General features: G+C 62.5%; 22 protein-coding genes and 1 pseudogene. 7 read left to right on the top strand and 16 right to left on the bottom strand.

Features of this window, described 5'->3' with window-relative positions; all coding sequences use genetic code 11:
- Nucleotides 1–5: 5 nt before the first annotated feature.
- The 5 genes from tssB to AC07VU_RS05035 form a co-directional block, all read right to left on the bottom strand.
- Nucleotides 6–509, bottom strand: a complete 504-nt coding sequence (gene tssB, locus AC07VU_RS05055; protein WP_007930286.1) for a type VI secretion system contractile sheath small subunit — start codon at nucleotides 507–509, stop codon at nucleotides 6–8.
- Nucleotides 510–542: 33 nt separating this feature from the next.
- Complete coding sequence (gene tssA, locus AC07VU_RS05050; RefSeq protein ID WP_495029582.1) at nucleotides 543–2,099, bottom strand: type VI secretion system protein TssA; 1,557 nt, start codon at nucleotides 2,097–2,099, stop codon at nucleotides 543–545.
- A 637-nt stretch (nucleotides 2,100–2,736) separates the two neighbouring features.
- Nucleotides 2,737–3,012, bottom strand: a complete 276-nt coding sequence (locus tag AC07VU_RS05045) for an HU family DNA-binding protein (protein ID WP_003213368.1) — start codon at nucleotides 3,010–3,012, stop codon at nucleotides 2,737–2,739.
- 188 nt (nucleotides 3,013–3,200) lie between these two features.
- Nucleotides 3,201–4,349 (bottom strand): NAD(P)/FAD-dependent oxidoreductase, encoded by a 1,149-nt coding sequence (locus tag AC07VU_RS05040; RefSeq protein ID WP_007930289.1) that lies wholly within the window; start codon nucleotides 4,347–4,349, stop codon nucleotides 3,201–3,203.
- A 38-nt stretch (nucleotides 4,350–4,387) separates the two neighbouring features.
- Nucleotides 4,388–4,555 (bottom strand): rubredoxin, encoded by a 168-nt coding sequence (locus AC07VU_RS05035; protein WP_007930291.1) that lies wholly within the window; start codon nucleotides 4,553–4,555, stop codon nucleotides 4,388–4,390.
- A 216-nt stretch (nucleotides 4,556–4,771) separates the two neighbouring features.
- On the opposite strand from AC07VU_RS05035, the gene AC07VU_RS05030 reads away from it, so the two are divergent.
- Nucleotides 4,772–5,335: a chorismate--pyruvate lyase family protein gene (locus AC07VU_RS05030; RefSeq protein ID WP_274305026.1), complete on the top strand. Its 564-nt coding sequence runs from the start codon at nucleotides 4,772–4,774 to the stop codon at nucleotides 5,333–5,335.
- Complete coding sequence (gene ubiA, locus AC07VU_RS05025; protein ID WP_495029581.1) at nucleotides 5,335–6,225, top strand: 4-hydroxybenzoate octaprenyltransferase; 891 nt, start codon at nucleotides 5,335–5,337, stop codon at nucleotides 6,223–6,225. Before AC07VU_RS05030 ends, ubiA begins: the two co-directional genes overlap by 1 nt.
- Before the next feature lie 75 nt (nucleotides 6,226–6,300).
- On the opposite strand, the gene AC07VU_RS05020 is transcribed toward ubiA, so the two are convergent.
- Complete coding sequence (locus tag AC07VU_RS05020) at nucleotides 6,301–6,684, bottom strand: COG4315 family predicted lipoprotein (protein WP_007930297.1); 384 nt, start codon at nucleotides 6,682–6,684, stop codon at nucleotides 6,301–6,303.
- Nucleotides 6,685–6,835: 151 nt separating this feature from the next.
- Between AC07VU_RS05020 and phoB the strand changes: the two genes are divergently transcribed.
- The 3 genes from phoB (at nucleotide 6,836) to AC07VU_RS05005 (ending at nucleotide 10,355) form a co-directional block, all read left to right on the top strand.
- Nucleotides 6,836–7,525: a phosphate regulon transcriptional regulator PhoB gene (gene phoB / locus AC07VU_RS05015; RefSeq protein WP_007896474.1), complete on the top strand. Its 690-nt coding sequence runs from the start codon at nucleotides 6,836–6,838 to the stop codon at nucleotides 7,523–7,525.
- An 80-nt stretch (nucleotides 7,526–7,605) separates the two neighbouring features.
- Nucleotides 7,606–8,898 (top strand): phosphate regulon sensor histidine kinase PhoR, encoded by a 1,293-nt coding sequence (gene phoR / locus AC07VU_RS05010; protein WP_238437595.1) that lies wholly within the window; start codon nucleotides 7,606–7,608, stop codon nucleotides 8,896–8,898.
- A gap of 116 nt (nucleotides 8,899–9,014) precedes the next feature.
- Entirely contained in the window at nucleotides 9,015–10,355 is a 1,341-nt protein-coding gene (locus AC07VU_RS05005) for a hemolysin family protein (RefSeq protein ID WP_007930300.1), read from the top strand.
- A 249-nt stretch (nucleotides 10,356–10,604) separates the two neighbouring features.
- Here the strand turns inward: AC07VU_RS05005 and AC07VU_RS05000 are convergent, their stop codons facing one another.
- The 10 genes and pseudogenes from AC07VU_RS05000 to AC07VU_RS04955 form a co-directional block, all read right to left on the bottom strand.
- A complete protein-coding gene (locus tag AC07VU_RS05000; protein ID WP_007928535.1) occupies nucleotides 10,605–11,501 on the bottom strand; it encodes a peptidoglycan DD-metalloendopeptidase family protein in 897 nt (298 codons plus the stop codon).
- Nucleotides 11,502–11,562: 61 nt separating this feature from the next.
- A complete protein-coding gene (locus AC07VU_RS04995; protein ID WP_037004383.1) occupies nucleotides 11,563–11,877 on the bottom strand; it encodes a helix-turn-helix domain-containing protein in 315 nt (104 codons plus the stop codon).
- A 7-nt stretch (nucleotides 11,878–11,884) separates the two neighbouring features.
- Nucleotides 11,885–12,205 (bottom strand): annotated as a pseudogene (locus tag AC07VU_RS04990) (type II toxin-antitoxin system RelE/ParE family toxin); the annotation flags it as partial.
- Nucleotides 12,206–12,762: 557 nt separating this feature from the next.
- Complete coding sequence (locus AC07VU_RS04985) at nucleotides 12,763–13,725, bottom strand: response regulator (protein WP_053263131.1); 963 nt, start codon at nucleotides 13,723–13,725, stop codon at nucleotides 12,763–12,765.
- Nucleotides 13,726–13,892: 167 nt separating this feature from the next.
- Nucleotides 13,893–14,654: a phosphate signaling complex protein PhoU gene (gene phoU / locus AC07VU_RS04980; protein ID WP_457275250.1), complete on the bottom strand. Its 762-nt coding sequence runs from the start codon at nucleotides 14,652–14,654 to the stop codon at nucleotides 13,893–13,895.
- A 72-nt stretch (nucleotides 14,655–14,726) separates the two neighbouring features.
- Nucleotides 14,727–15,560, bottom strand: coding sequence for a phosphate ABC transporter ATP-binding protein PstB (pstB, locus tag AC07VU_RS04975; protein ID WP_007928526.1), 834 nt, complete (start codon nucleotides 15,558–15,560; stop codon nucleotides 14,727–14,729).
- A gap of 89 nt (nucleotides 15,561–15,649) precedes the next feature.
- Nucleotides 15,650–17,320: a phosphate ABC transporter permease PstA gene (gene pstA / locus AC07VU_RS04970; RefSeq protein WP_007928524.1), complete on the bottom strand. Its 1,671-nt coding sequence runs from the start codon at nucleotides 17,318–17,320 to the stop codon at nucleotides 15,650–15,652.
- A 15-nt stretch (nucleotides 17,321–17,335) separates the two neighbouring features.
- On the bottom strand, nucleotides 17,336–19,621 hold the full coding sequence (locus tag AC07VU_RS04965; protein WP_009041368.1) for an ABC transporter permease subunit: 2,286 nt from the start codon (nucleotides 19,619–19,621) through the stop codon (nucleotides 17,336–17,338).
- 219 nt (nucleotides 19,622–19,840) lie between these two features.
- Nucleotides 19,841–20,839, bottom strand: coding sequence for a phosphate ABC transporter substrate-binding protein PstS family protein (locus tag AC07VU_RS04960; protein WP_007928520.1), 999 nt, complete (start codon nucleotides 20,837–20,839; stop codon nucleotides 19,841–19,843).
- 262 nt (nucleotides 20,840–21,101) lie between these two features.
- On the bottom strand, nucleotides 21,102–22,400 hold the full coding sequence (locus tag AC07VU_RS04955) for an MFS transporter (protein ID WP_420801041.1): 1,299 nt from the start codon (nucleotides 22,398–22,400) through the stop codon (nucleotides 21,102–21,104).
- A gap of 388 nt (nucleotides 22,401–22,788) precedes the next feature.
- On the opposite strand from AC07VU_RS04955, the gene AC07VU_RS04950 reads away from it, so the two are divergent.
- Both AC07VU_RS04950 and AC07VU_RS04945 read left to right on the top strand, forming a co-directional pair.
- The gene (locus AC07VU_RS04950; protein WP_003229628.1) at nucleotides 22,789–23,193 is read left to right on the top strand and encodes an acyl-CoA thioesterase; all 405 of its coding nucleotides are present in this window, start codon (nucleotides 22,789–22,791) and stop codon (nucleotides 23,191–23,193) included.
- A gap of 72 nt (nucleotides 23,194–23,265) precedes the next feature.
- Nucleotides 23,266–24,165, top strand: coding sequence for a D-hexose-6-phosphate mutarotase (locus tag AC07VU_RS04945; protein WP_495029580.1), 900 nt, complete (start codon nucleotides 23,266–23,268; stop codon nucleotides 24,163–24,165).
- Nucleotides 24,166–24,171: the final 6 nt, after the last annotated feature.

Raw genomic sequence — 24,171 nt, 5'->3', positions numbered from 1 at the left:
GAGACTCAGGCTTCGGTGGCTGCGGCGTTCAGGCCCAGCTCACCGAGTACACGACCGCGCGATTCGTCGTCGGCGAGTACGCCTTCGATGGCTTTACGGAATGCAGGGGCGTTACCCAGCGGACCCTTGAGGGCCACCAGCGCGTCGCGCAGTTCCATCAGTTTTTTCAGCTCAGGCACTTGCTCGACCAGGCTGGCCGGGTTGAAGTCCTTCATCGAGTTGACGCGCAGCTTGACCGCCAGCTCTTCGGTGTCGCCCTCTTCCTGAAGACGGTTAGGCACGCTCAGCGTCAGGCTCAGCTCCTGCTTGGCCAGCACTTCGTCGAACGTCATTTTGTCGATGCTGATCGGCTTGCGGTCTTCCACTTTGCGCTCGTCCACGCGCTGGGTGTAATCACCGATTGCCAGTAGCTTCAACGGCAGTTCAATCTCTTCCTGAGCACCGCCGGTGGCGGGTTTGAAGGTGACGTTGATGCGTTCCTTGGGGGCTACCGAGCCTTCTTTGGCCATGGCTTTTCTCCTTGCGGTTGTTGGCCCTGGGGCCTATTCGAGTACCACTTCGAGGTCGAGGTGGCACAGCCTGCGATAAATCTCTTCCTTGCGTTCTCGCACTGCGTGGTTCTGCGGCAACAACTCACAGCAGCTATGCAGGAGGTGCAGCACTTCCAACGCAAGATCCGGCTCCCAGGCATGCAGGCCCGAGCTCAGTAATTCTTGATCGAGGGTTTCGAGCTGGGTCTTGGCCAGCTCGTATTTCTTGGCCATGAAGCACAGCCGCGCCAGGCTGAACTGCCAGAAAAATCTCACCCGCCCGCCATGGGCGTTCTGCAGGCCTTGCTTGAGGACCTGCACGGCGGCCTTGAGGCCGTCCTTGCGCAGGATCGGCAAGACCTCTTCGAGGGCTTCTTCCCAGGCTGGCTGGATGGCGGTCGCTTCGACCTTGCGCGGCGCGCTGGCGCTTTGCAGATGGGGCATGACATGGGCGCTGATCCAGCCGCGGGTGGCCGGGTCGGCGAAAGGCGCGCCGTCGTGGAAACGCAACTCGACCACCCCCGGCAGGCGCTGCAACAGGAGTGCGAAGTGAAACTCCACTTCGCGCATCGCCTGGTCGGCGTTCAGCCCCTGCAGGCATTCCCAGACCATGCGCTGGCCGTCGAACCAGAACGGCGCCCTGGCCAGGCTGGCTTCGAGCTCCACCAACAGGTCGGCGTATTGCCCATTGGCAAAACGCTCCTGGTAGGTCTTGAGCTTGTCGGCCGGCAGCCCGCGCAACGCAGTGATCTGCTCGGCGTTGCGTTCCGGGACGGCATCGATGGGCAACCACAGCATGGTGCGGTTCAGGCGCAGGGCGCGTACGTCAGTGGCCTTCTGCTTGAGCCACCAGGCGCTCAGTGGGCGGGCGTTTTCCTGCATCGCACGCAGGGCCTTCTGCGCTTCCTTCTCGTTGTCGATCGGCGCGCCAGGCGTGAACAGCTGGGTCGCGGCCTGCTTGACCTGCGCCACCACCGCGCCCACGGCGCCGGGTTCTGGCTGGTTGTCGGCGGCGCGCTGGACCATGGTCGACAGCCGCCGGCAGATCGGCAGCAGCAAGGGCGCATTGTCACCCAGATGCTCGGTGAGCGCGGCATCGAGCCCTTCCAGGTGTTCCACCAGGCGGCGGAACAGCGGCAACTGCTCCTTGATCGCGATGTTTTCGCCCAGCACCTGCTCGAGACGCGGCACCAGCCAGCCGACAGCGGCAGCCCGGGTACGCAGCTTGGCGGGGTGGATCTGCGCCCAATGCTGTTCGCACAGGTGCTGCAGAAGACCAAGGCCGGCCAGCAGGCCAGGGAAGGATTCACGCTGATACAGCGCCCAGGTGAGCCAGGCGGCCACCCGCAGATCCTTGGACTGGGTACGCAGCAGCGCTTCACTGTTTTCGAGGATTTTCAGCCAGTCGATTTGACCGCTTTCGTGCATGGATTGGGCTTTGCCCAGCTCACTTTCCAGTGCCTCGTATTCGCTGGAGAAGCGAACGTCCTCGCCCGCAAAACTCTCTTTGGAAACAGAGGCTTTGGCGAGTTCGAGGTAATGGGCAGAAAGTTTACTTGAGTAGGACATCCATGGCCTTTTTTGAGATTACGGTCTATACGCACGCGAGACTTTTTTCGCGGGCTGGACAGTATCGAAGAGCAATTGCTGGTACTCATCCAATTGAGTCCTGCTCTTTCAAGAGCGCGCATCGTAATCAGTATGATGGCCACTAGCAAGCATCCCCTCAAACAACAAGACGAACTGTCATCGGCTGTTCGTAAGAGATTGCCTTATATATGGCAGGGTTTCCCCCTAGACAACCAGTTGAATCCCTATTCCAACCAGCAACGCCAGAAGCCGCGGGCCAGAGCCTTGCGCGATATAAACCAGAGAGCGATTCAATGATTAAGGGGTAATGCCAGGCAGAATCGAAAGTGCCGGGTACGGAAATAAATCCTAATCCTGAACTTTTATGAAAGAGTGCAGTCGTGGACGCCTCTAACTTTGTAAAGTGCCACCAATATGATGTCACTCAAGACGATAGTTTGCCATCAAACAGTCTGTATGTTTTTTGAGCAATACAGATGTAGTTCCCGCGAAACTTGCTGCATGCATTCCCGTTCTTTATATGCCGAACAACCATCCATAAAAAATGGGCATCCGAGTTATCGGCTTGCCCATTTTTCAATACGGTTCTCCCTGCTATCGAGGGAGTTCGCAACAGTTATGGATTGACGCTGTCTTTCAGCGATTTGCCTGGCTTGAAAGCTACCGTGTTGCTGGCCTTGATCTTCACCGGCTCACCGGTTTGCGGGTTCTTGCCGGTACGGGCGCCACGGTGACGCTGCAGGAAGGTTCCAAAACCTACCAGGGTGACGCTGTCTTTGCGATGCAGGGCGCCAGTGATTTCTTCGAGAACGGCATTGAGAACGCGGTTGGCTTGTTCTTTGGTCAGATCCGCTTTTTCAGCAATTGCAGCGGCGAGTTCTGGTTTACGCATAGTGAAGCCTCTTTGACGGTTTTTTGTTGTTATGTCCGTGCTGTTCTTCCAGAACAGCGCCCAAGGCGCCGCAGGCTCTACTCTGCGGCAGACGGGTGTGAGGATGGCACGCAGTTAGGAGTGGCGCCAGTCTCTGCGCGACCTTTGTAGTGGCAAACACATGATTATTCCGACAGAACGACCGGTATTTAGGCCAACAAGCCGGGAAGCTCTTTGTTCAGGGCCAGTTTGTCCATGACCGCGGCCCCGGTCAGCGCATAGCCCAGCAGTTTGCCGCTGGCATCGCGGCACAGCGCCTTGATGTCGGCGCCCTGCCCTTCGACCGTCCACACGCCCTCCAGGCCGCGTGGCGGTGGCGAAACCACCAGCGGGCAAACCGGGGTTTTCACGGTGATCGGCATCGGGCCATAGCTGACTGCCGTCGGGTTACCCGCCAGGGTCTGCGCCAGCGCTCGCGCACAACTCATGAGGGGCATGACGTACAACAGATTCAGCCCATCGACCTCGGCGCAGTCGCCCAAGGCATAAATGTTGGCGTGGGACGTCTTGAGATGCCGGTCGACCACCACCCCACGGTTGACCATCACCCCCGCGGCGGCGGCCAGGTCAATGCGCGGACGCAGGCCGATCGCCGACACCACCAGATCGCAGGCAATCACTTCACCGTCGGACAGATGTGCCTCGAGGCCATCCGCCGTGCGCTGCAAGCGATTGAGTACCGGCCCCAGGTGGAAGCGCGCGCCCAGGCTTTCCAGCCCGGCCTGCACCGCGGCGGCGGCCGCAGGGTGCAGCAACGTCGGCATGACCTGCTCGCAAGGCGCCACCAGGTCCACTGCATAACCGCCGAGGATCAGGTCGTTGGCGAACTCGCAACCGATCAGGCCGGCGCCCAGCAGCAGCACCCGGCGCTTGCCGGCCGCAGCCGCGCGAAAGCGCGCGTAGTCTTCCAGGTCGTTGATCGGGAAGATCAGGTCGCCAGCATCGCCCTCCACCGGTACGCGCACGGTTTCCGCGCCCCAGGCCAGGATCAGGTCGCGGTAGTTCACCGCCTCTTCACCCATCCACAGGCGCTTGTGGCCAGGGTCGATGCCGCTGATGCGGGTATGGGTGCGCACCTCGGCCTTCAATTGCTCGGCCATGGCGCCGGGCTCGGCCATACTCAGGCCGTCGGCTTCCTTGTTCTTGCCGAAGCCGGTGGACAGCATCGGCTTGGAATAGGAACGCCCGTCATCGGCGGTGATCAGCAGCAGCGGCGTTTCGCTATCGAGCTTGCGAAACTCCCGGGCCAGGTTGTAGCCGGCCAGCCCGGTGCCCACGATGACGACAGGTGCGTTCATTCCTTACTCCTTCAGGTTCAGGGGATCACAGGGTGTGATCAGCCGATTTCGATCATTTCGAAATCCATTTTGCCGACGCCGCAATCCGGGCAGAGCCAGTCTTCAGGCACGTCTTCCCAGCGGGTACCGGGCAAGATTCCGTCGTCCGGCCAGCCATCGGCTTCGTTGTAGATCAGGCCGCAGACCACACATTGCCACTTTTTCATTTACGCGTTTCCTCAGGTTCTCAGGCTGTTGCCGGCGGGATGGTCGATGAATCGACTCTGGATGACGCCAGGGGGCGTGTCCGGCCCAGCGCGTTTTGTACTGATGAGCACCGACGGATGCAAGCACGTTCGCTGCAGGCGGCCGCTCCATTGCGGAAAAATCGCCTGGCACCATGCTAAGCTCGCGGCCTCATTTGCTGCCAATAATGACCCACTGTGCCGCACTCAATCTCTGCATTTTCCACCCCGGACTGGCTCTCGCAAAGCCGGCTGACACCCCTCCCCGACGTACAGACCCTCGACTGGCTGTTCGATGAAGGTTCGCTGACCCGGCGCCTGACCCGTCTCTCCAACGACGGCTTCAGCGTGACGCCGCTGGTCGAGGGCTGGCAGCCCCTGCGCGCCGACGAATGCGCCGCGCTGGACCTGCAGCCAGGCAGCCAGGGCTGGGTACGCGAGGTGTATCTGCGCGGTCACGGCCAGGCCTGGGTATTCGCCCGCAGCGTGGCGGCCCGCAGTGCCCTGCAAGATGGCGGGCTGAACATGGACGAGTTGGGCAGCCGCTCCCTGGGCGAGCTGCTGTTCTGTGACCAGGCCTTTCAGCGCCGCCCCATCGAGGTCTGCCATTACCCACGCCCGTGGCTGCCCGACGAGGTGCAGGCCGATGACCTCTGGGCCCGCCGTTCGCGCTTCGATCGCGCAGCCCTGAGCGTGCTGGTCGCCGAAATCTTCCTGCCGTCCCTGTGGAGCGCCGTCGGCGCCCAGCCGGAGAACCGCTGATGTATCAGAGCCTGCTCAAATCCCTCAACCACCTGAATCCACGCGCCTGGGACTTTATCCAGCTGACCCGCATGGACAAGCCGATCGGCATCTACCTGCTGCTCTGGCCGACCCTCTGGGCCCTGTGGATTGCCGGCGAAGGCTCGCCATCGCTGGCCAATATCGTGATTTTCGTCCTCGGCGTGACCCTCACCCGCGCTGGCGGCTGCGTGATCAACGACTGGGCCGACCGCAAGGTCGACGGCCACGTGAAACGCACCGAACAGCGCCCGCTGGTCAGCGGCAAGATCAGTTCCAGGGAAGCCCTGGTGTTCTTCGCCGTGCTGATGTTCATCAGCTTCCTGCTGGTGCTGTGCACCAACGCGACGACCATCTGGCTGTCGCTGGGCGGCCTGGCCCTGGCGGCCAGCTACCCCTTCATGAAGCGCTACACCTATTACCCGCAAGTGGTGCTGGGCGCGGCGTTCTCCTGGGGCATCCCGATGGCCTTCACTGCCGAAACCGGCGAGCTGCCGGCCACCGCCTGGCTGTTGTACATCGCCAACCTGCTGTGGACCGTGGCTTATGACACCTATTACGCGATGACCGACCGCGACGACGACCTGAAGATCGGGGTGAAATCCACCGCGATCCTGTTCGGCGAAGCCGACCGGGTGATCATTCTGACCCTGCAGGGCCTGGCGCTGGTGTGCCTGCTGCTGGCGGGCGCGCGTTTCGAGTTGGGTATCTGGTTCCACCTGGGTTTGCTGGTGGCGGCCGGGTGTTTTGCCTGGGAGTTCTGGTACACCCGCGATCGCGACCGGATGAAGTGCTTCAAGGCCTTCCTGCATAACCACTGGGCGGGGTTGGCGATTTTCCTGGGGATAGTCGTGGATTACGCCGTTCGCTGAGGACCGTTATCGCAGGCCAGCCTCATACCTACCGTTTCTGTAGGAGCGAGGCTGGCCCGCGAAGAAACACTACGATCAATCAGGCTTGGCCACTTTCCAGGCGCCATCCATCTTGCCGTCGCCGGTCATGTCACCGGCTTTCTTGTCCATCACGAAGGTGTACAGCGGCTTGCCGTCGTAGGCCCACTGCATGGAGCCGTCGTCACGCTTGATGACGGTCCACTCGCCCATCGCCTTGTCGCCGCTGGCGGCCATCAGCGGCGGCCAGTTGGCGGCGCACTTGTCGTTGCACATGGACTTGCCGCCGCTGTCCTTGGCAAAGGTGTACAAGGTCATGCCCTTGTGGTCGACGAACATACCGTCTTTGGTCATCGCCGGTTCCGCAGCGAACGCCAGCCCCGGCAGGGCCAGCGCAGCGCTCAGCAACAGGGCTTTCCAGGATTGCGTGTGTTGAGTCATGGAAACCTTCTTTGGTGGTTGTCAGGATTCGGACCCAAAGCTTAGTCCACGAATGCAGCCCTCGCACCAGCACCTAAAATACTGTCACACGACTGCAATAATTCCGTTATCTAATGCGGCGCAAGACAGTTAAATGACAAGAGGATTAAGCATGGTTGGCAGGAGCATTCTGATCGTTGACGACGAAGCGCCCATTCGCGAAATGATCGCCGTTGCGTTGGAAATGGCCGGCTACGACTGCCTGGAGGCGGAGAACTCCCAGCAGGCCCATGCCATCATCGTCGACCGCAAGCCCGACCTGATCCTGCTCGACTGGATGCTGCCCGGCACCTCCGGCATCGAGCTGGCGCGGCGCCTGAAACGCGATGAGCTGACCGGTGACATCCCGATCATCATGCTCACCGCCAAGGGCGAAGAGGACAACAAGATCCAGGGCCTGGAAGTCGGCGCCGACGACTACATCACCAAGCCATTCTCCCCTCGCGAGCTGGTCGCGCGCCTCAAGGCCGTGCTGCGCCGCGCTGGCCCGACCGACGGCGAGGCACCGATCGAAGTCGGCGGCCTGCTGCTGGACCCGATCAGCCACCGCGTGACCATCGACGGCAAACCGGCCGAGATGGGCCCGACCGAATACCGCCTGCTGCAATTTTTCATGACCCACCAGGAACGCGCCTACACCCGTGGCCAGTTGCTGGACCAGGTCTGGGGCGGCAACGTCTATGTCGAAGAGCGTACCGTCGACGTGCATATCCGCCGCCTGCGCAAAGCCTTGGGCGATGCCTACGAGAATCTGGTACAAACCGTGCGCGGCACCGGCTACCGTTTTTCCACCAAGGCCTGAAGCCGGCCCCTTATTCGCCAGACGCTTACAAGGACGCGTGTTAAGTGAACCAGAACTGGCATGGCACCCTGATTCGCCACATGCTGCTGTTGGTCACCGGCTGCCTGCTGGTGGGCCTAATCAGCGGTTACTACGGCTGGAGCCTGGCCATCGGCCTGGGGATCTACCTGGCCTGGACCCTCAAGCAACTGCTGCGCCTGCACGAATGGCTGCGCCTGCACCAACCCGATGAAGCACCGCCCGATGGCTACGGTCTGTGGGGCGAGGTGTTCGACAGCATCTACCACCTGCAACGCCGCGACCAACGGGTGCGCGGGCGCCTGCAAGCGGTGATCGACCGGGTCCAGGAGTCCACCGCGGCCCTGAAAGACGCGGTGATCATGCTCGACAGCGACGGCAACCTGGAATGGTGGAACCGCGCCGCGGAAACCCTGCTGGGCCTGAAGACCCCGCAGGACAGCGGCCAACCGGTGACCAACCTGGTGCGCCATCCGCGCTTCAAGGAATATTTCGAGCAGGACAATTACAACGAGCCGCTGGAAATCCCCTCGCCGACCAACGACCGGGTACGCATCCAGCTGTACATCACCCGCTACGGCAACAACGAACACCTGATGCTGGTGCGCGACGTGACCCGCATCCACCAACTGGAACAGATGCGCAAAGACTTCATCGCCAACGTCTCCCACGAGCTGCGCACGCCGCTGACGGTGATCTGCGGCTACCTGGAAACCCTGCTCGATAACGTCGAGGAAGTGAATCCGCGCTGGAGCCGCGCCCTGCAGCAGATGCAGCAGCAAGGCGGGCGCATGCAGACCCTGCTCAACGACCTGCTGCTGTTGGCCAAGCTGGAAGCCACCGACTACCCGTCGGACAACCAGCCGGTGCCGATCGACGTGCTGCTGCAGTCGATCAAGAGCGATGCCCAGGCGCTGTCCGGGGAGCGCAACCAGCGCATCACCCTGGAAGCCGACGCGCAGATCCAGCTCAAGGGTAGCGAGGCGGAACTGCGCAGCGCCTTTTCCAACCTGGTGTTCAACGCTGTGAAATACACCCCGGCCGAGGGCAACATCCGCATCCGCTGGTGGGGCGACGAGCAAGGCGCGCACCTGAGCGTGCAGGATTCGGGGATCGGCATCGACAGCAAGCACTTGCCACGCCTGACCGAACGCTTCTACCGGGTCGACTCCAGCCGCAACTCCAACACCGGCGGCACCGGCCTGGGCCTGGCCATCGTCAAGCATGTGCTGCTGCGCCATCGGGCGCGCCTGGAGATCAGCAGCGTACCGGGCCACGGCAGCACTTTTACCTGCCATTTCGCCCCGGCCCAGGTGAAAAGATTGCGTGCCAACACCCTGACCGACCAGCGGTGACAGCCACGCACCACTAGGCAATCGCCCTGCCAGCCGCTACATTGGCTGGCTTGCGCCGGCCATTGCGCCGCGCATTTCTCTCTTTTTCGAATACACGGAACCCGCAAAACTCCATCATGGACCCTTCCCCTGGTTTTACCCTCGCGTCTCTTTTCGCCGACTTCGGCATGATTCTTTTTGCACTGCTCCTGGTTCTGCTCAACGGCTTTTTCGTAGCCGCCGAGTTCGCCATGGTCAAACTGCGCTCGACCCGGGTCGAGGCCATCGCCCACAAGAACGGCTGGCGCGGGCAGATCCTGCGCACCGTACACAGCCAGCTGGATGCCTACCTTTCCGCGTGCCAGCTGGGGATCACCCTGGCCTCCCTCGGCCTGGGCTGGGTCGGTGAGCCGGCCTTCGCGCATTTGCTGGCGCCGCTGCTCAGCGCCGTGGGCGTGGATTCGGCGGAAGTGGTCAAGGGCGTGTCGTTCTTTACCGCCTTCTTCATCATTTCCTACCTGCACATCGTGGTCGGCGAACTGGCGCCCAAGTCCTGGGCCATCCGCAAGCCCGAGCTGCTGTCGCTATGGACCGCTGTGCCGCTGTACCTGTTCTATTGGTTGATGTACCCGGCGATCTACCTGCTCAACGCCAGCGCCAACACCATCCTGCGCATCGCCGGCCAGGGCGAGCCCGGCCCGCATCACGAGCACCACTACAGCCGCGAAGAACTGAAGCTGATCCTGCACTCCAGCCGGGGCCAGGACCCCAGCGACCAGGGCATGCGCGTACTGGCCTCGGCCGTGGAAATGGGCGAGCTGGAAGTGGTGGACTGGGCCAACTCCCGGGAAGACCTGATCAGCGTGGAATTCAACGCGCCGCTGAAGCAGATCCTCGCCCTGTTCCGCCGCCACAAGTTCAGCCGCTACCCGGTCTACGACAGCGAGCGCAACGAGTTCGTCGGCCTGCTGCACATCAAGGACCTGCTGCTGGAACTGGCGGCGCTGGACCACATCCCCGAATCGTTCAACCTGGCCGAGCTGACCCGCCCGCTGGAGCGCGTTTCCCGGCACATGCCGCTGTCGCAGCTGCTGGAACAGTTCCGTAAAGGCGGTTCGCACTTCGCCCTGGTGGAAGAAGCCGACGGCAAGATCATCGGCTACCTGACCATGGAAGACGTGCTGGAAGTACTGGTCGGCGATATCCAGGACGAACACCGCAAGGCCGAGCGCGGCATCCTCGCCTACCAGCCCGGCAAGTTGCTGGTGCGCGGCGATACCCCGCTGTTCAAGGTGGAACGCCTGCTGGGCATCGACCTGGACCATATCGAGGCCGAAACCCTCGCCGGCCTGGTCTACGAGACCCTGAAACGGGTACCGGAAGAAGAAGAGGTCATGGAGGTCGAAGGCCTGCGCATCATCATCAAGAAGATGAAAGGCCCGAAAATCGTCCTGGCCAAGGTGTTGATGCTCGATTGAGCACGGTCTGACACCTCATCGCGAGCAAGCTCACTCCTACAAATGAACCGCGTTCATCTGTAGGAGCAGCCGGTCGAGGCTCGATTGCTCGCGATCCCCTCCCCCGATTATCACCTGTTCCGCCGATCACCCTGTAGCCGCTGCCGAAGGCTGCGATCACCTGGGCGGCACTCCGACGAAGCGGGCGCAGGATCTTGAGATCGCTGAAGGCCTTCGGCCTTATCGCAGCCTTCGGCAGCGGCTACATGACTACTTTTTGCCCAGCGCGAAGTTCGGCAGGCTGCCGATGGGCTGGTTGAACTGATAGGGAATCGACACCAGCCCCAGCCCCGTATTGCGCTGCACCACGAAGTGCAGGTGCGGGCCGCTGCTGTTGCCGGTGTTGCCCGACAACGCCAGCGGGCTGCCCACCACGACCCGCTGGCCTTCACGCACGCTTACCGAGCCGCGCTTGAGGTGCAGGTACACCCCCATGGTGCCGTCGTTGTGCAACACCCGCACGAAATTGCCGGAAGGGTCGGTGCCGCGCCCGCTCTGGCGGTTCTCGGTCTTCACCACCACCCCGCCACGCGCCGCGATGATCGGCGTGCCCTCGGGCATGGCGATGTCCATGGCATAGCGGCTCTTGGGGCCGAAATGGCTGTACCGGCCGTTGGCGCCCTGGGTCAGGCGAAAGGGGCCGCCACGCCAGGGCAGCGGGTAACGATAAGCCTGGGCGGCGCCCGCAGGGTCGCCCAGGGAGTAACGAAACTGCGGGACATAGATCAGCGGCTTGCCCGCCTGCATGGCCGTGAGCTGCGCCAGGCGCTGTCGGCTGCGGGCCGGCAGCACCCGGCGAATCGGCTGCCTGGGGGCACTGCGGATGTTCTTCAGGCCGGTAAACCCCAGCTCGATCTCCACCGGCGCATACAGGTCGTTACGCACAAAGACGCTGTCCACGCCCCAGCTCTTCTCGACGTCCAGACGCACCTGGCGTTCCAGGTGCTCGACCATGCGATCGCGAAACACGAACACCTGGGCGCCCGGCGACGGACGGTCGCTGTAGGACACCACGCCGTTGGCGTCGGTGGACTTGTAGATGGTCATGGCCATGGCCGAGGTGGCAGCCAGCAACAGACCGCAGGAAAACAGCAGGTGCATGAACATGGGCAAGATTCTGAGGAAAGCCTGAAGTCAGGCTAGCAGCCCGACGTGGACTTTGTATGAATCAACCCTGCACCAGAGGTTCCATTGCCGACGGACTGAAACTGATATCGACGCCCAGGTGCGCGGCGTCGGAGAGGTTGACCAGCGCATCCAGGGAAAACTTGTTGATCTTGCCGCTGAGCACGTCGTTGAGCCGCGGCTGGGTGATATTGAGCCGCCTGGCGGCCTCCTTCTGCGAAACACCCCAGGCCTTGATGGTCTTGCCCAGCTCCAGCATGAGCTTGGAGCGCAGGCGCATATTGGCGGCTTCCTGAGGCGAACCTTCGAGCGCGTCCCAGACACTGGCGAAACGCTCGGTATGCATGTGATCGGTCATGGCGTGCACTTATCTCCTGAAGTCTGGCCCGAGCCAGCTCGATGTCCCGCGCTTCGGTCTTGCGGGTGGTCTTGCGCATGGCGTGCAGCACATAAATGGCCGCGGGCCGGTTGGCCACGTAAAACACCCGAAACGCTCCTGAATCCTCACTGATCCTGATCTCGAACACCCCCGGCCCCACGGTTTTCATCGACCGACAGTCATAGGGCGGCTCGCCCTGCTGCAACAGATCCAGCTGAAAACCCGCGGCCCTTCGCGCATCCAGCGGAAAAGCCCGGAGGTCCCGGAGCGCGCTCCCGACAAACACCACATCCTTGTGCCTAGGCATCGAACCTCTCCCGTTACTGACCCAGAGAGGTTAAACAACCCGACCGCCACAGCGCGCGACCGGGTTGTTTCAAAGCGTGGCCAGGCACAAGAAAAGCCAAAAGCACAGATCACAACCTATATCAGTACAGATATAAATCAACCTGAAAAACCGAGAATCGGACACACGGCATCAAACCACTGCCCCCTCCCCCAACGCCTTGCACTGCGCCGCCTGCAACACATCACAACCATCATCCAGCAACAGATACAGCGCCTGAGTGACACGCCCCAGATCACCCTCGTCAGCATGCAAAAGCGTGGTACAGGAAAGTGTTTGCAGCAGGTTTCGCGCCACATTCAAACGCGGACTGATGCTGGAGTGGGACAGCACTCCGACGAAACGGGCGCTGAGGTTTGAGATCGTTGAAGGCCTTCGGCCTTATCGCAGCCTGTGGCAGCGGCTACAGGGGTCGGGCCAGCGGTCCCGAGAATGCAGCGTCAGAGCGGACGCTATCGCGGGCAAGCCTCGCTCCTACGCAAGCGTGGCTGCCCGTGAAACAGGGGGGCAGGAACCCGTCAGGCGCCGGGGACGAAGTGCTTCTGCGCCGTGCCGCGGGCGATCAGACGGGAGATGTAGTCGAGCTTCTGCGCATCCTGGTCGACGAAGCGGAAGGTCAGTTGCAACCACTCGCTGTCCGGCTTTGGCTCATAGGCCACCACCGCATGCAGGTAGCCGTTCAGGCGCGCCACTTCGGCATTGTCGCCCTGCTCCAGGTCCAGCACGGCGCTGTCGAGCACCTGCGGCAGCGTGTCGGTGCGTTTCACCACCAACAGCGCCTCCTTGATGCTCAGCGCCTTGATCACGCACTGCTGGGTACCGCTGGGCAGACGCAATTGCCCCTGGCCACGCCCCCCAGCAGACGCAGCGGCGGCAGGAGCCGGCGCCTTCACCGGCGGACTGTTGAGCAACCCACGAGACGGGGCTGCAGCGGGAGCAGGAGCGGACACCACGGCAGGCTTGGCAAACGGATTGACCGCCGCAGCCGCCGGCGCGGCGCCGATGACTTCGGCCTTGCCGCCGGTCAGGGCACTCAGGGAGTCATTGCCGAACGCCGAGTTCATCTTGGTCGGCGCGCTGTTCATCAGGGTGTCGAGCTTGCCGACCTTGTTCAGCGCCTGTTTGACCTTGGTCAGCAACTGCTCGTTGGTGAACGGCTTGCTGACGTAGCCGGAGACGCCGGCCTGGATCGCCTGCACCACGTTCTCCTTGTCGCCGCGACTGGTGACCATGATGAACGGCATGGCCTTCATCGCCTCCTGGCCGCGGCACCAGGTCAACAGCTCCAGGCCGGACATTTCCGGCATTTCCCAGTCGCACAGGACCAGGTCGAAGGCTTCACGGGCCAGCAGGGCCTGGGCTTTACGGCCGTTGATGGCGTCCTCGATCTTGATGCCAGGGAAGTAGTTGCGCAGACATTTCTTCACCAGGTCACGAATGAACGAAGCGTCATCCACCACCAACACACTTACCTTACTCATCGACCACCCCTTTAAAAATCCCGGCTAGCATAACGCTTTACTGATGGCACTTTGCCAAAACTCTTCAGTCACGCCGGGACTTTTCGTTCGCGGGCGCTGCTTTTCAAGTTAAATCCCCATAAACAAAAACGCCCGGCCAAAGGGCCGGGCGCTTCTCTCGGGCAACCTTACTTATCGTCAGCTTCACCCGGAACATTAGCGGTTTCGGCACTGGTGCCTTCAACTTCTTCCTTCATCCGCTTCAGGCCCAGATGGCGCACATCGGTGCCGCGCACCAGGTAAATCACCAGTTCCGAGATGTTGCGCGCGTGGTCGCCGATCCGCTCCAGGGAGCGCAGGACCCAGATGATGCTCAGAACGCGCGAGATCGAGCGCGGATCTTCCATCATGTAGGTGGCCAGCTCGCGCAGCGCGGTCTTGTACTCGCGGTCGATGACCTTGTCGTACTGGGCCACCGACAGCGCCAGGTCGGCGTCGAAGCGGGCAAAAGCATCCAGCGCATCGCGGACCATGTTGCGCACCTGGTCGCCGATATGCCGCACTTCCACATAGCCGCGCGGGGCTTCGCCTTCTTCGCACAGCTGGATGGCGCGACGGGCGATCTTGGTCGATTCGTCGCCGATGCGCTCCAGGTCGATCACCGACTTGGAGATGCTGATGATCAGGCGCAGGTCGGAAGCCGCCGGCTGGCGACGGGCGAGAATGCGCAGGCACTCTTCGTCGATGTTGCGCTCCATCTGGTTGATCTGGTCGTCGATCTCGCGCACCTGCTGGGCGAGCCCCGAGTCGGCTTCGATCAGCGCGGTGACGGCGTCGTTGACTTGTTTCTCGACCAGCCCGCCCATCGCCAGGAGGTGGCTGCGCACCTCCTCGAGCTCGGCGTTGAACTGCTGGGAGATGTGATGCGTGAGGCCTTCTTTACTAATCATGGTTGGCGTCCTTGGAGCGTCCGGTAAGGTGCGGTGGACCGCAGCGTCAGTTCAGTGAGCAACAACAGCTTCCTAGCCGTAACGACCGGTGATGTAGTCTTCGGTCTGCTTCTTCGCCGGATTGGTGAACAGCGTATCGGTGTCGCCGAATTCCACCAGTTTGCCCATGTACATGAACGCCGTGTAGTCGGAGACACGCGCGGCCTGTTGCATGTTGTGGGTCACGATCACGATGGTGAACTTCGATTTCAGTTCGTAGATCAGCTCTTCGACCTTCAAGGTGGAGATCGGATCGAGCGCCGAGCACGGTTCGTCGAGCAGCAGCACTTCCGGTTCCACGGCGATGGTGCGGGCGATCACCAGACGCTGCTGCTGACCACCGGACAGGCCGAGTGCCGATTCATGCAGGCGATCCTTGACCTCGTCCCACAGCGCCGCGCCCTTGAGGGCCCACTCGACGGCTTCGTCGAGGATGCGCTTCTTGTTGATGCCCTGGATGCGCAGGCCGTAGACCACGTTCTCGTAGATGGTTTTCGGGAACGGGTTGGGCTTCTGGAACACCATGCCCACGCGGCGGCGCAGCTCGGCCACGTCTTCGCCCTTGCGGTAGATGTTGTTGCCGTAGAGGTTGATCTCGCCTTCCACGCGGCAGCCGTCCACCAGGTCGTTCATCCGGTTGAAGGTACGCAGCAGGGTCGACTTGCCGCAGCCGGACGGGCCGATGAAGGCGGTCACGCGCTGCTTCGGAATGTTCATGCTGACGTCGAACAGCGCCTGTTTCTCACCGTAGAACAGGCTCAGGCCCGGGACTTCGATGGCCACGGTTTCCTGGTCCAGGTTCAGGCTCTGCTTGTCGCGGCCCAGGGCCGACATGTTGATGCCGTGGGTATGTGCTTCTTGCTGCATGGGTCACTCCCTACGCTAACAAATTCATTTCAATGAGCCGCTGGCCTCACAAAATGGGCCAGCGGTGTTGCCGTTCTGTAGGAGCGGTATTAACTATCCAGCGCCTTATATTTCTCGCGCAGGTGGTTACGAATCCACACTGCCGACAGGTTGAGCGTCGCGATCACCAGCACCAGCAGCAGCGCCGTGGCGTACACCAGCGGCCGCGCGGCCTCGACGTTGGGGCTCTGGAAGCCGACGTCATAGATATGGAAGCCCAGGTGCATGATCTTCTGGTCCAGGTGCAGGTACGGGTAGTTGCCGTCCACCGGCAGCGACGGCGCCAGTTTCACCACACCCACCAGCATCAGCGGCGCCACTTCACCGGCGGCGCGGGCCACCGCGAGGATCATGCCGGTCATCATCGCCGGGCTGGCCATTGGCAGCACGATCTTCCACAGGGTTTCCGCCTTGGTCGCGCCCAGGGCCAGGGAACCTTCACGCACGGTGCGGGGAATCCGCGCCAGGCCTTCCTCGGTGGCCACGATCACCACCGGCACCGCCAGCAGCGCCAGGGTCAGGGAAGCCCAGAGCAGGCCCGGGGTGCCGAAGGTCGGCGCCGGCAGCGCTTCGGGGAAGAACAAGCGGTCGAGGGAACCGCCCAGCACATAGACGAAGAAGCCCAGGCCGAACACACCGTAGACGATGGCCGGCACGCCCGCCAGGTTGTTCACCGCGATGCGGATCACCCGGGTCAGGGTGTTCTGCTTGGCGTATTCACGCAGGTACACCGCGGCCAGCACGCCGAACGGGGTGACGATCATCGCCATGATCAGGGTCATCATCACGGTACCGAAGATCGCCGGGAAGATACCGCCCTCGGTGTTGGCTTCACGCGGGTCGTCGCTGAGGAATTCCCAGACCTTGCTGAAGTAGAAACCCAGCTTGGTGAAGGTGCCCATGGCGTTCGGCTGGTAGGCGTGCACCACCTTGCCCAGGCTGATCTCGATCTCTTTGCCGTTGGCGTCGCGGGCGGTGAGGCTGTCACGGTTGAACTGCGCGTGCAGGTCGCTCAGGCGGGCCTCGACGTCCTGGTAACGGGCGTTCAGCTCGGCGCGTTCGCTTTCCATGTCGGCCTGGGCGGCCGCATCGAGCTTGCCGTCCAGTTCCAGCTTGCGACCGTGCAGGCGGATGCGCTCGAGGCCGGCGTTGATCGCGCCGATGTCGACTTTCTCCAGGGTCTTGAGCTGGGCCGCCAGCTTGTTCACTCGCTCGATCCGCGCCTGCAGTTCCGGCCAGGCCGCTTCGCCTTCGGCGATGACCTTGCCATCCTGCTTGACGTTGACCAGGTAGCCGTAGAAGTTGCCCCACTCGCGCCGCTCGATGGCCATCAGCTCCGGCGGCGTGGTCTGGTTGGTCAGCCAGTCGCCGACGATCCAGGTGAAGTCGTTGCCGTTCAGGTCACGGTTGCCGACCTTGATCAGCTCGCGGGTCATGAACTCGGGGCCTTCGTCCGGCACCGGCAGGCCGGCGCTCTTGAGGCGTGCCCGCGGCACTTCTTCTTTCTGCACCACTTCGCCGATGACCAGGTGGTTGGCCTGGCCCGGCACGTCGTAGTGGGCATGCACCAGGTCCGCCGGCCAGAAGTGGCCCAGACCGCGCACGGCGATCACCGCCAACAGGCCGATAGTCATGATGACCGCGATGGACACCGCGCCACCGCTGATCCAGACGCCCGGGGCGCCGCTCTTGAACCATCCATTCAGGGAGTTCTGTTTCACAGACTTCTACCTTTCTTAAAGCGACGAGTATTTCTTGCGCAGACGCTGACGGATCAGCTCGGCGAGGGTGTTCATGACGAAGGTGAACAGCAGCAGCACCAGCGCCGAGAGGAACAGCACGCGGTAGTGGCTGCCGCCGACTTCCGACTCCGGCATTTCCACCGCGACGTTGGCCGCCAGGGTGCGCAGGCCTTCGAACAGGTTCATTTCCATGACCGGGGTGTTGCCGGTGGCCATCAGCACGATCATGGTTTCGCCGACCGCGCGGCCCATGCCGATCATCAGCGCCGAGAAGATGCCCGGGCTGGCGGTGAGGATCACCACGCGGGTCATGGTCTGCCACGGCGTGGCGCCCAGGGCCAGGGAACCCAGGGTCAGGCCGCGCGGCACGCTGAATACGGCGTCTTCGGCGATCGAGTAGATGTTCGGGATCACCGCAAAACCCATGGCCAGGCCGACCACCAGGGCGTTGCGCTGGTCGTAGGTGATGCCCAGGTCATGGGAGATCCACATGCGCATGTCGCCGCCGAAGAACCAGTTCTCCATGAACGGGCTCATGTACAGCGAGAACCAGCCCACCAAGATGATCACCGGGATCAGGATCGCGCTTTCCCAGCCATCCGGCACCTTGAGGCGCACCGACTCAGGCAGGCGGCTGAAGACGAAACCGGCCACCAGGATGCCGATCGGCAGCAGCATCAGCAGGCTGAAGATGCCCGGCAGATGACCTTCGACGTAAGGCGCGAGGAACAGGCCGGCGAAGAAGCCGAGGATCACCGTCGGCATCGCTTCCATCAGCTCGATCACCGGCTTGACCTTGCGGCGCATGCCCGGAGCCATGAAGTAAGCGGTGTAGATCGCCGCGGCCACCGCCAGCGGGGCTGCCAGCAGCATCGCGTAGAACGCTGCCTTCAACGTACCGAAGGTCAGCGGCGAAAGGCTCAGCTTGGGTTCGAAGTCGGTGTTGGCCGCGGTCGATTGCCAGACGTATTTAGGCTCGTCGTAGTTCTCGTACCAGACCTTGCTCCACAGCGCGCTCCAGGACACTTCCGGGTGAGGGTTGTCGAGCACCAGCGGTTGCAGCTTGCCGCCGGCTTCGACGATCACCCGGTTGGCCCGTGGCGACAGGCCGAACAGGCCTTCGCCCTCGACCACCTGGTCCACCAGCAGGGTGCGGTGCGCGGTGCTGTGGAACACGCCGAGCTTGCCCGAGGCGTCCAGGGCGACGAAGCCCTTGCGGCGCTCTTCGGCGGTGATTTCGATGATCGGCGTGGTGCCCATCTGGAAGGTACGGATCTGCTTCAGGCGCAGTTCGCCGTCCGGGTCGCGGGCCATGAACCACTGGGCCAGGCCGCCCTTGGAAGTACCGATGATCAGCGAGATACCGCCCACCAGCTGGGTGCTGGCCGTCACTTCGGCATCGGCATCCTCCAGCAGTTTGTAGCGACCGTTGAGGCTCTTGTCGCGCAGGCTGAACACGTCGGCCTGGGCACGCCCGTTGATCACGTACAGCCACTGCTGGCGCGGGTCGATGTACATGGCCTTGACCGGTTCGGTCATCTGCGGCAGCTCGATGCGGTTCTGCTCGCTGGTGACCTCGCCGGTCATCATGTTTTCTTCGCGGGTCAGCTGCAGCACGTGCAGTTGCGCGCCGCTGGAACCGGCCACCACCAGCGCCGAATCGGTGGCGTTGAGGTTGACGTGCTCCAGGGCACCGCCCTGCTCGTTCAGCACGATCGGGGTTTCGCCGTAGGGGTATTCGATGGCCGGCGAGATGGTTTTCTTGCCTTCCGGATAGCTGACCTTATAGGTGTGACGGAACACCAGCGCCTGGCCGTTGGACAGGCCAACCACCACCAGCGGGCTGCCCGGCTGATCCTTGCCGATAGCGGTCACAGTGGTGCCGGCCGGGATCGGCAGGTCGACGCGGCGCAGCTCGGCACCGTTGTCGATGTCGAAGAACAGCGCCTGGCCCTTGTCGGAAACCCGCATACCGACCTGGTTCTGCTCTTCCAGGGAGAACATCAGCGGCTTGCCGGCGTCCTGCATCCAGGCTGGCGTCAGCGGGTCCTTGGCGGTCAGGTCGGCGCCCTGGAACAGGGGCAGCACGACATAGGCGAGGAAGAAGAAGATCAGGGTGATCGCGGCCAGCACGGCCAGACCGCCAACGAGGACGTACCAGCGGGTCAGGCGATCTTTCAGCGCGCGGATGCGGCGCTTGCGTTGCAGCTCAGGCGTATTGAAGTCAATGCGCTTGGGGGGAGAAGTCGGAGTCATGGTGGAGTTGGCCAGATCATTCATGCGCACACCCTAGCGATCCTGTATGACAAAAAGATGACAATGCAGTGACGCAACAAATCCGCCGCGGAGCAGAGCTGGCAGCGGATCGAAAATTGAGGGGTGTAGGAGCGAGCTTGCTCGCGATGGGAGCCGCCAGACACAGATGCTGCGTTGGCCTCGCCATCATGTCGCGAGCAAGCTCGCTCCTACAAGGTCCGGGACAGGCCCGGACCTAGGGTGTTACTTCTTTACGACTGCAGCGCCTTCCTGCAGACCCAGGTCAGCCAGTGCCTTGGCGGCGACTTTGGCTGGCAGTGGGATGTAGCCGTCTTTCACTACCACTTCCTGGCCCTGTTTCGACAGAACCAGTTTCACGAACTCGGCTTCCAGCGGGGCCAGAGGCTTGTTCGGGGCCTTGTTGATGTACACGTACAGGAAGCGGGACAGCGGGTACTTGCCGTTCAGGGCGTTTTCTTCGGTGTCTTCGATGAAGTCGCTGCTGCCTTTCTTGGCCAGGGCCACGGTCTTCACGCTGGCGGTCTTGTAGCCAATGCCCGAGTAGCCGATGCCGTTCAGCGAGGAGCTGATGGACTGGACCACCGAAGCCGAACCAGGCTGTTCGTTGACGTTAGGCTTGTAGTCGCCTTTGCACAGGGCTTCTTCCTTGAAGTAGCCGTAGGTGCCGGATACCGAGTTACGACCGAACAGCTGGACCGGCTTGTTGGCCAGGTCGCCGGTCACGCCCAGGTCGCCCCAGGTCTTGACGTCGGCCTTGGCGCCGCACAGGCGGGTCGACGAGAAGATCGCATCAACCTGTTCCATGGTCAGGTGCTGGATCGGGTTGTCCTTGTGCACGAACACCGCCAGGGCGTCCACGGCAACCGGGATGGCGGTTGGCTTGTAGCCGTACTTCTGCTCGAAGGCAGCCAGTTCGGTGTCCTTCATCTTGCGGCTCATCGGGCCCAGGTTCGAGGTGCCTTCGGTCAGCGCAGGTGGCGCGGTGGCGGAGCCAGCGGCCTGAATCTGGATGTTTACGTTCGGGTATTCTTTTTTGTAGTGCTCGGCCCACAGGGTCATGAGGTTGGCCAGGGTATCGGAGCCGACGCTGGACAGGTTGCCCGACACACCAGTGGTCTTGGTGTAGCTCGGGATAGCAGGGTCAACAGCGGCAACCGCGTGGGCAGTCGCAACGCCAGCAGCGACAAAAGTCATTGCCGCCATCAAACGCTTCAGTTTCATGCCTTACTCCTAGCAGATAGGGTGTGTTAAGTCGGGCCAAGTATCTGTAGGCCGTGTGAACACTCTATGGCTGAAATATGACAATTAGATGAAAGGCCAGCATTCGCGATGGAAGGCTGGCCTTTCTTTATAGAGCGTTTTGTAGCCGCCGCCGAAGGCTGCGATAGGGCCGCAGGCCCTTCTGCGCGTAGAAGACCGACGCGCCCCTTCGGGTCGATCGCAGCCTGCGGCAGCGGCTACAGGGGCGTGCGCAAGGCCGGGATCAGCGACCCTTTTTCCACAGGTACAGGCCGACCAGGATCCCGATGCTGCAAATAATTGCAACATAATAGGCCGGGCCCATCGGGCTCTCCTTGAGCAGCGCGGTCACCACCATCGGCGTCAGGCCACCGAAGATCGCGTAGGCCAGGTTGTAGGAGAACGACAGGCCGCTGAAGCGCACCACCGCCGGGAAGGCCTTGACCATCACATACGGCACCGCGCCGATGGTGCCCACCAGCAGGCCGGTCAGCGCGTACAACGGGAACAGCCAGTCCGGGTGATCCAGCAGGCTGTGGTAGAAGGTCCAGGAAGTCGCCAGCAGCAACGCGCTGCCGAACACGAATACCCGGCCGGCGCCAAAACGGTCGGCCAGCGCGCCGGACATCACGCACCCCAGGCTCAGGAACACGATCGCCAGGCTGTTGGCCTGCAAGGCGGTGGTCGGGGTGAAGTGATAGACCGTCTGCAGCACGGTCGGGGTCATCAGGATCACCACGATGATCCCGGCGGACAGCAGCCAGGTCAGCAGCATCGAAAGAATGATCGCGCTGCGGTGGTCGCGCAGCACCGCGCGCAGAGGCACTTCCTCGGCCAGGGCCTTGCGCAGCTGCAGCTCGGCGAACACCGGGGTTTCGTGCAGCCAGCGGCGCAGGTACACCGAGAACAGGCCGAACACGCCGCCGAGCAGGAATGGAATCCGCCAGGCGTAATCAGCGACTTCGCCCGGGGTATAGATGCTGTTGATCGCGGTGGCCACCAGCGAGCCCAAGAGAATGCCGGCCGTCAGGCCCGAGGTCAGGGTGCCGCAGGCGTAGCCGATATGCCGCTGCGGCACATGCTCGGAAACGAACACCCAGGCGCCCGGTACTTCACCGCCGATGGCCGCGCCCTGGATCACCCGCATCAGCAGCAACAGGATCGGCGCCCACATGCCGATCTGCGCGTAGGTCGGCAGCAGGCCCATGATCAGGGTCGGCACCGCCATCATGAAAATGCTCAGGGTGAACATCTTCTTGCGCCCGAGCAGGTCGCCGAAGTGCGCCATGACGATCCCGCCCAGGGGCCGGGCCAGATAGCCGGCGGCGAAGATGCCGAAGGTCTGCATCAGGCGCAGCCACTCGGGCATATCCGCCGGGAAGAACAGCTTGCCGACCACCGTGGCGAAGAACACGAAAATGATGAAGTCGTAGAACTCCAGCGCGCCGCCCAGGGCGGACAGCGACAGGGTCTTGTAGTCATTGCGGGTCAACGGACGAGCAGGTTGCGCGGGCTGCGCGACGCTCGAAGGCACAGTGGTCATGGCAAGGGCTTCTCTTATAGTCGGTTCTGGAAGCCGCAACAGCGCTGGTTGTGGCCTGGCAGGTTCGGCACGATAGCAAATTGTTCGAAAAAGCACATAGACGGGCACAATTGACAATCAAAATCAGAACCGGATGGTCGTCGCCGAGCCTGTCGACCGATATACTCGCAGGCATTGGAGCAACGCCGCCCCGGCAAGGGTTGCTGTGCGAAAACGCCGCTGGGCGCCCCAGGCGCCGACTGGGCCAGCCGGTTTCGCAGAGTTTCCCTTTAGTACGCCTTACGAAGAACGTGACGAACGTAGTATGTTCGGGCTGAATCGTTTTTCCTCAAGACGGCTATTCACCTGAAGTACCAATGAAGAGTCACGGGTCAGAGGCACCCCCGGCATGATAGAGCTCGAACAAGAAGATCCGATCCCGCAAGGCGACCTGGCCTTGCAAATCACCGCGCTTCCCCGCGAAACCAACGGCTTTGGCGATATTTTCGGCGGCTGGCTGGTGGCCCAGATGGACCTGGCGGGTACCGCCATGGCCAGTCGCGTGGCCGGCGGGCGTGTCGCCACGGTCGCTATCGACCGCATGGCATTCCTGGTGCCGGTCGCGGTCGGCGCGCAGCTTTCCTTTTATACCCAGACCCTGGAAATCGGTCGCAGCTCGATCCAGATGATGGTCGAGGTCTGGAGCGACGATCCGCTGTCCAGCGAATGGCGCAAGGTCACCGAGGCGGTGTTCGTGTTCGTTGCCATCGACGGCAGTGGCCGCACCCGCTCGGTTCCACCCAGGGCCCGTTAAATTCGGCGTGGGTTAAACCCGGCGGCTGTTACGTGGTCCATAGCAGCCCTGCTTTTGAACGAGAACAGCACCATGCCTACCCCTCACGTTGAAACGGTGAAACTGGATGAACTGAACTGCTGGCGCATCCGCCACGGTCAGGCCGAACTGCTGGTGGCCCAGCAAGGCGCGCACATCCTCAGCTATCAATTGGCCGGGCAACCGCCGCTGATCTGGCTCAACGACGAGGCCGTGTTCAAGACCGGCAAAAGCATCCGCGCCGGCGTTCCGGTGTGCTGGCCGTGGTTCGGCAACTTCGCGCGCAACCCGCAAAGCGTCCAGGCCATGCGCCAGGGCAGCGAGCCGGCCGGCGCCCACGGCCTGGTCCGCGCCACCGACTGGGAACTGCTGGGCATCCAGGCCGAAGGCGAAAGCCTGCTGGTGGAGCTGCAACTGCCGATCCCCGAAGGCGGGCTGCCAGGCTGGCCGCACCAGGTCGAGCTGAAGCTGAGCATCCGCCTCGACGACCAACTGCACATCAACCTCACCAGCCACAACCTGGGCGACGACACGGTCACCATCAGCCAGGCGCTGCACAGCTACTTCGCGGTCAGCGATGTGCGCAAGGTGCATGTCGAAGGGTTGGACGGCCTGAATTACATCGAGACCCTGGATGACTGGAAAACTGCACAGCAGTCCGGCGACCTGCATTTCACCGGCGAGACCGACCGTATCTACCTCGACCCTCCGCCACAGCTGAGCATCGTCGACCCGGCCTGGGAGCGGCGCATCCAGCTGACCAGCAGCGGCTCGCGCTCGGCGGTGATCTGGAACCCGTGGATCGCTCGCGCCGAGCAGTTCAGCGACATGGCCGACGATGGCTGGCAACGCATGCTGTGCATCGAGACCGCCAACGTGATGGATGACGTGGTGACCCTGGCGCCGGGTGCCAGTCATACCCTGGGCGTGAGCGTTACCAGCGTAGCGCTGTAACCGCCG

It is taken from the genome of Pseudomonas sp. GW821-FHT02B10 (assembly GCF_059421865.1).
The sequence above is the reverse complement of the archived record's forward strand: the minus strand, read 5'-3'. Positions and strand labels throughout refer to the sequence as shown.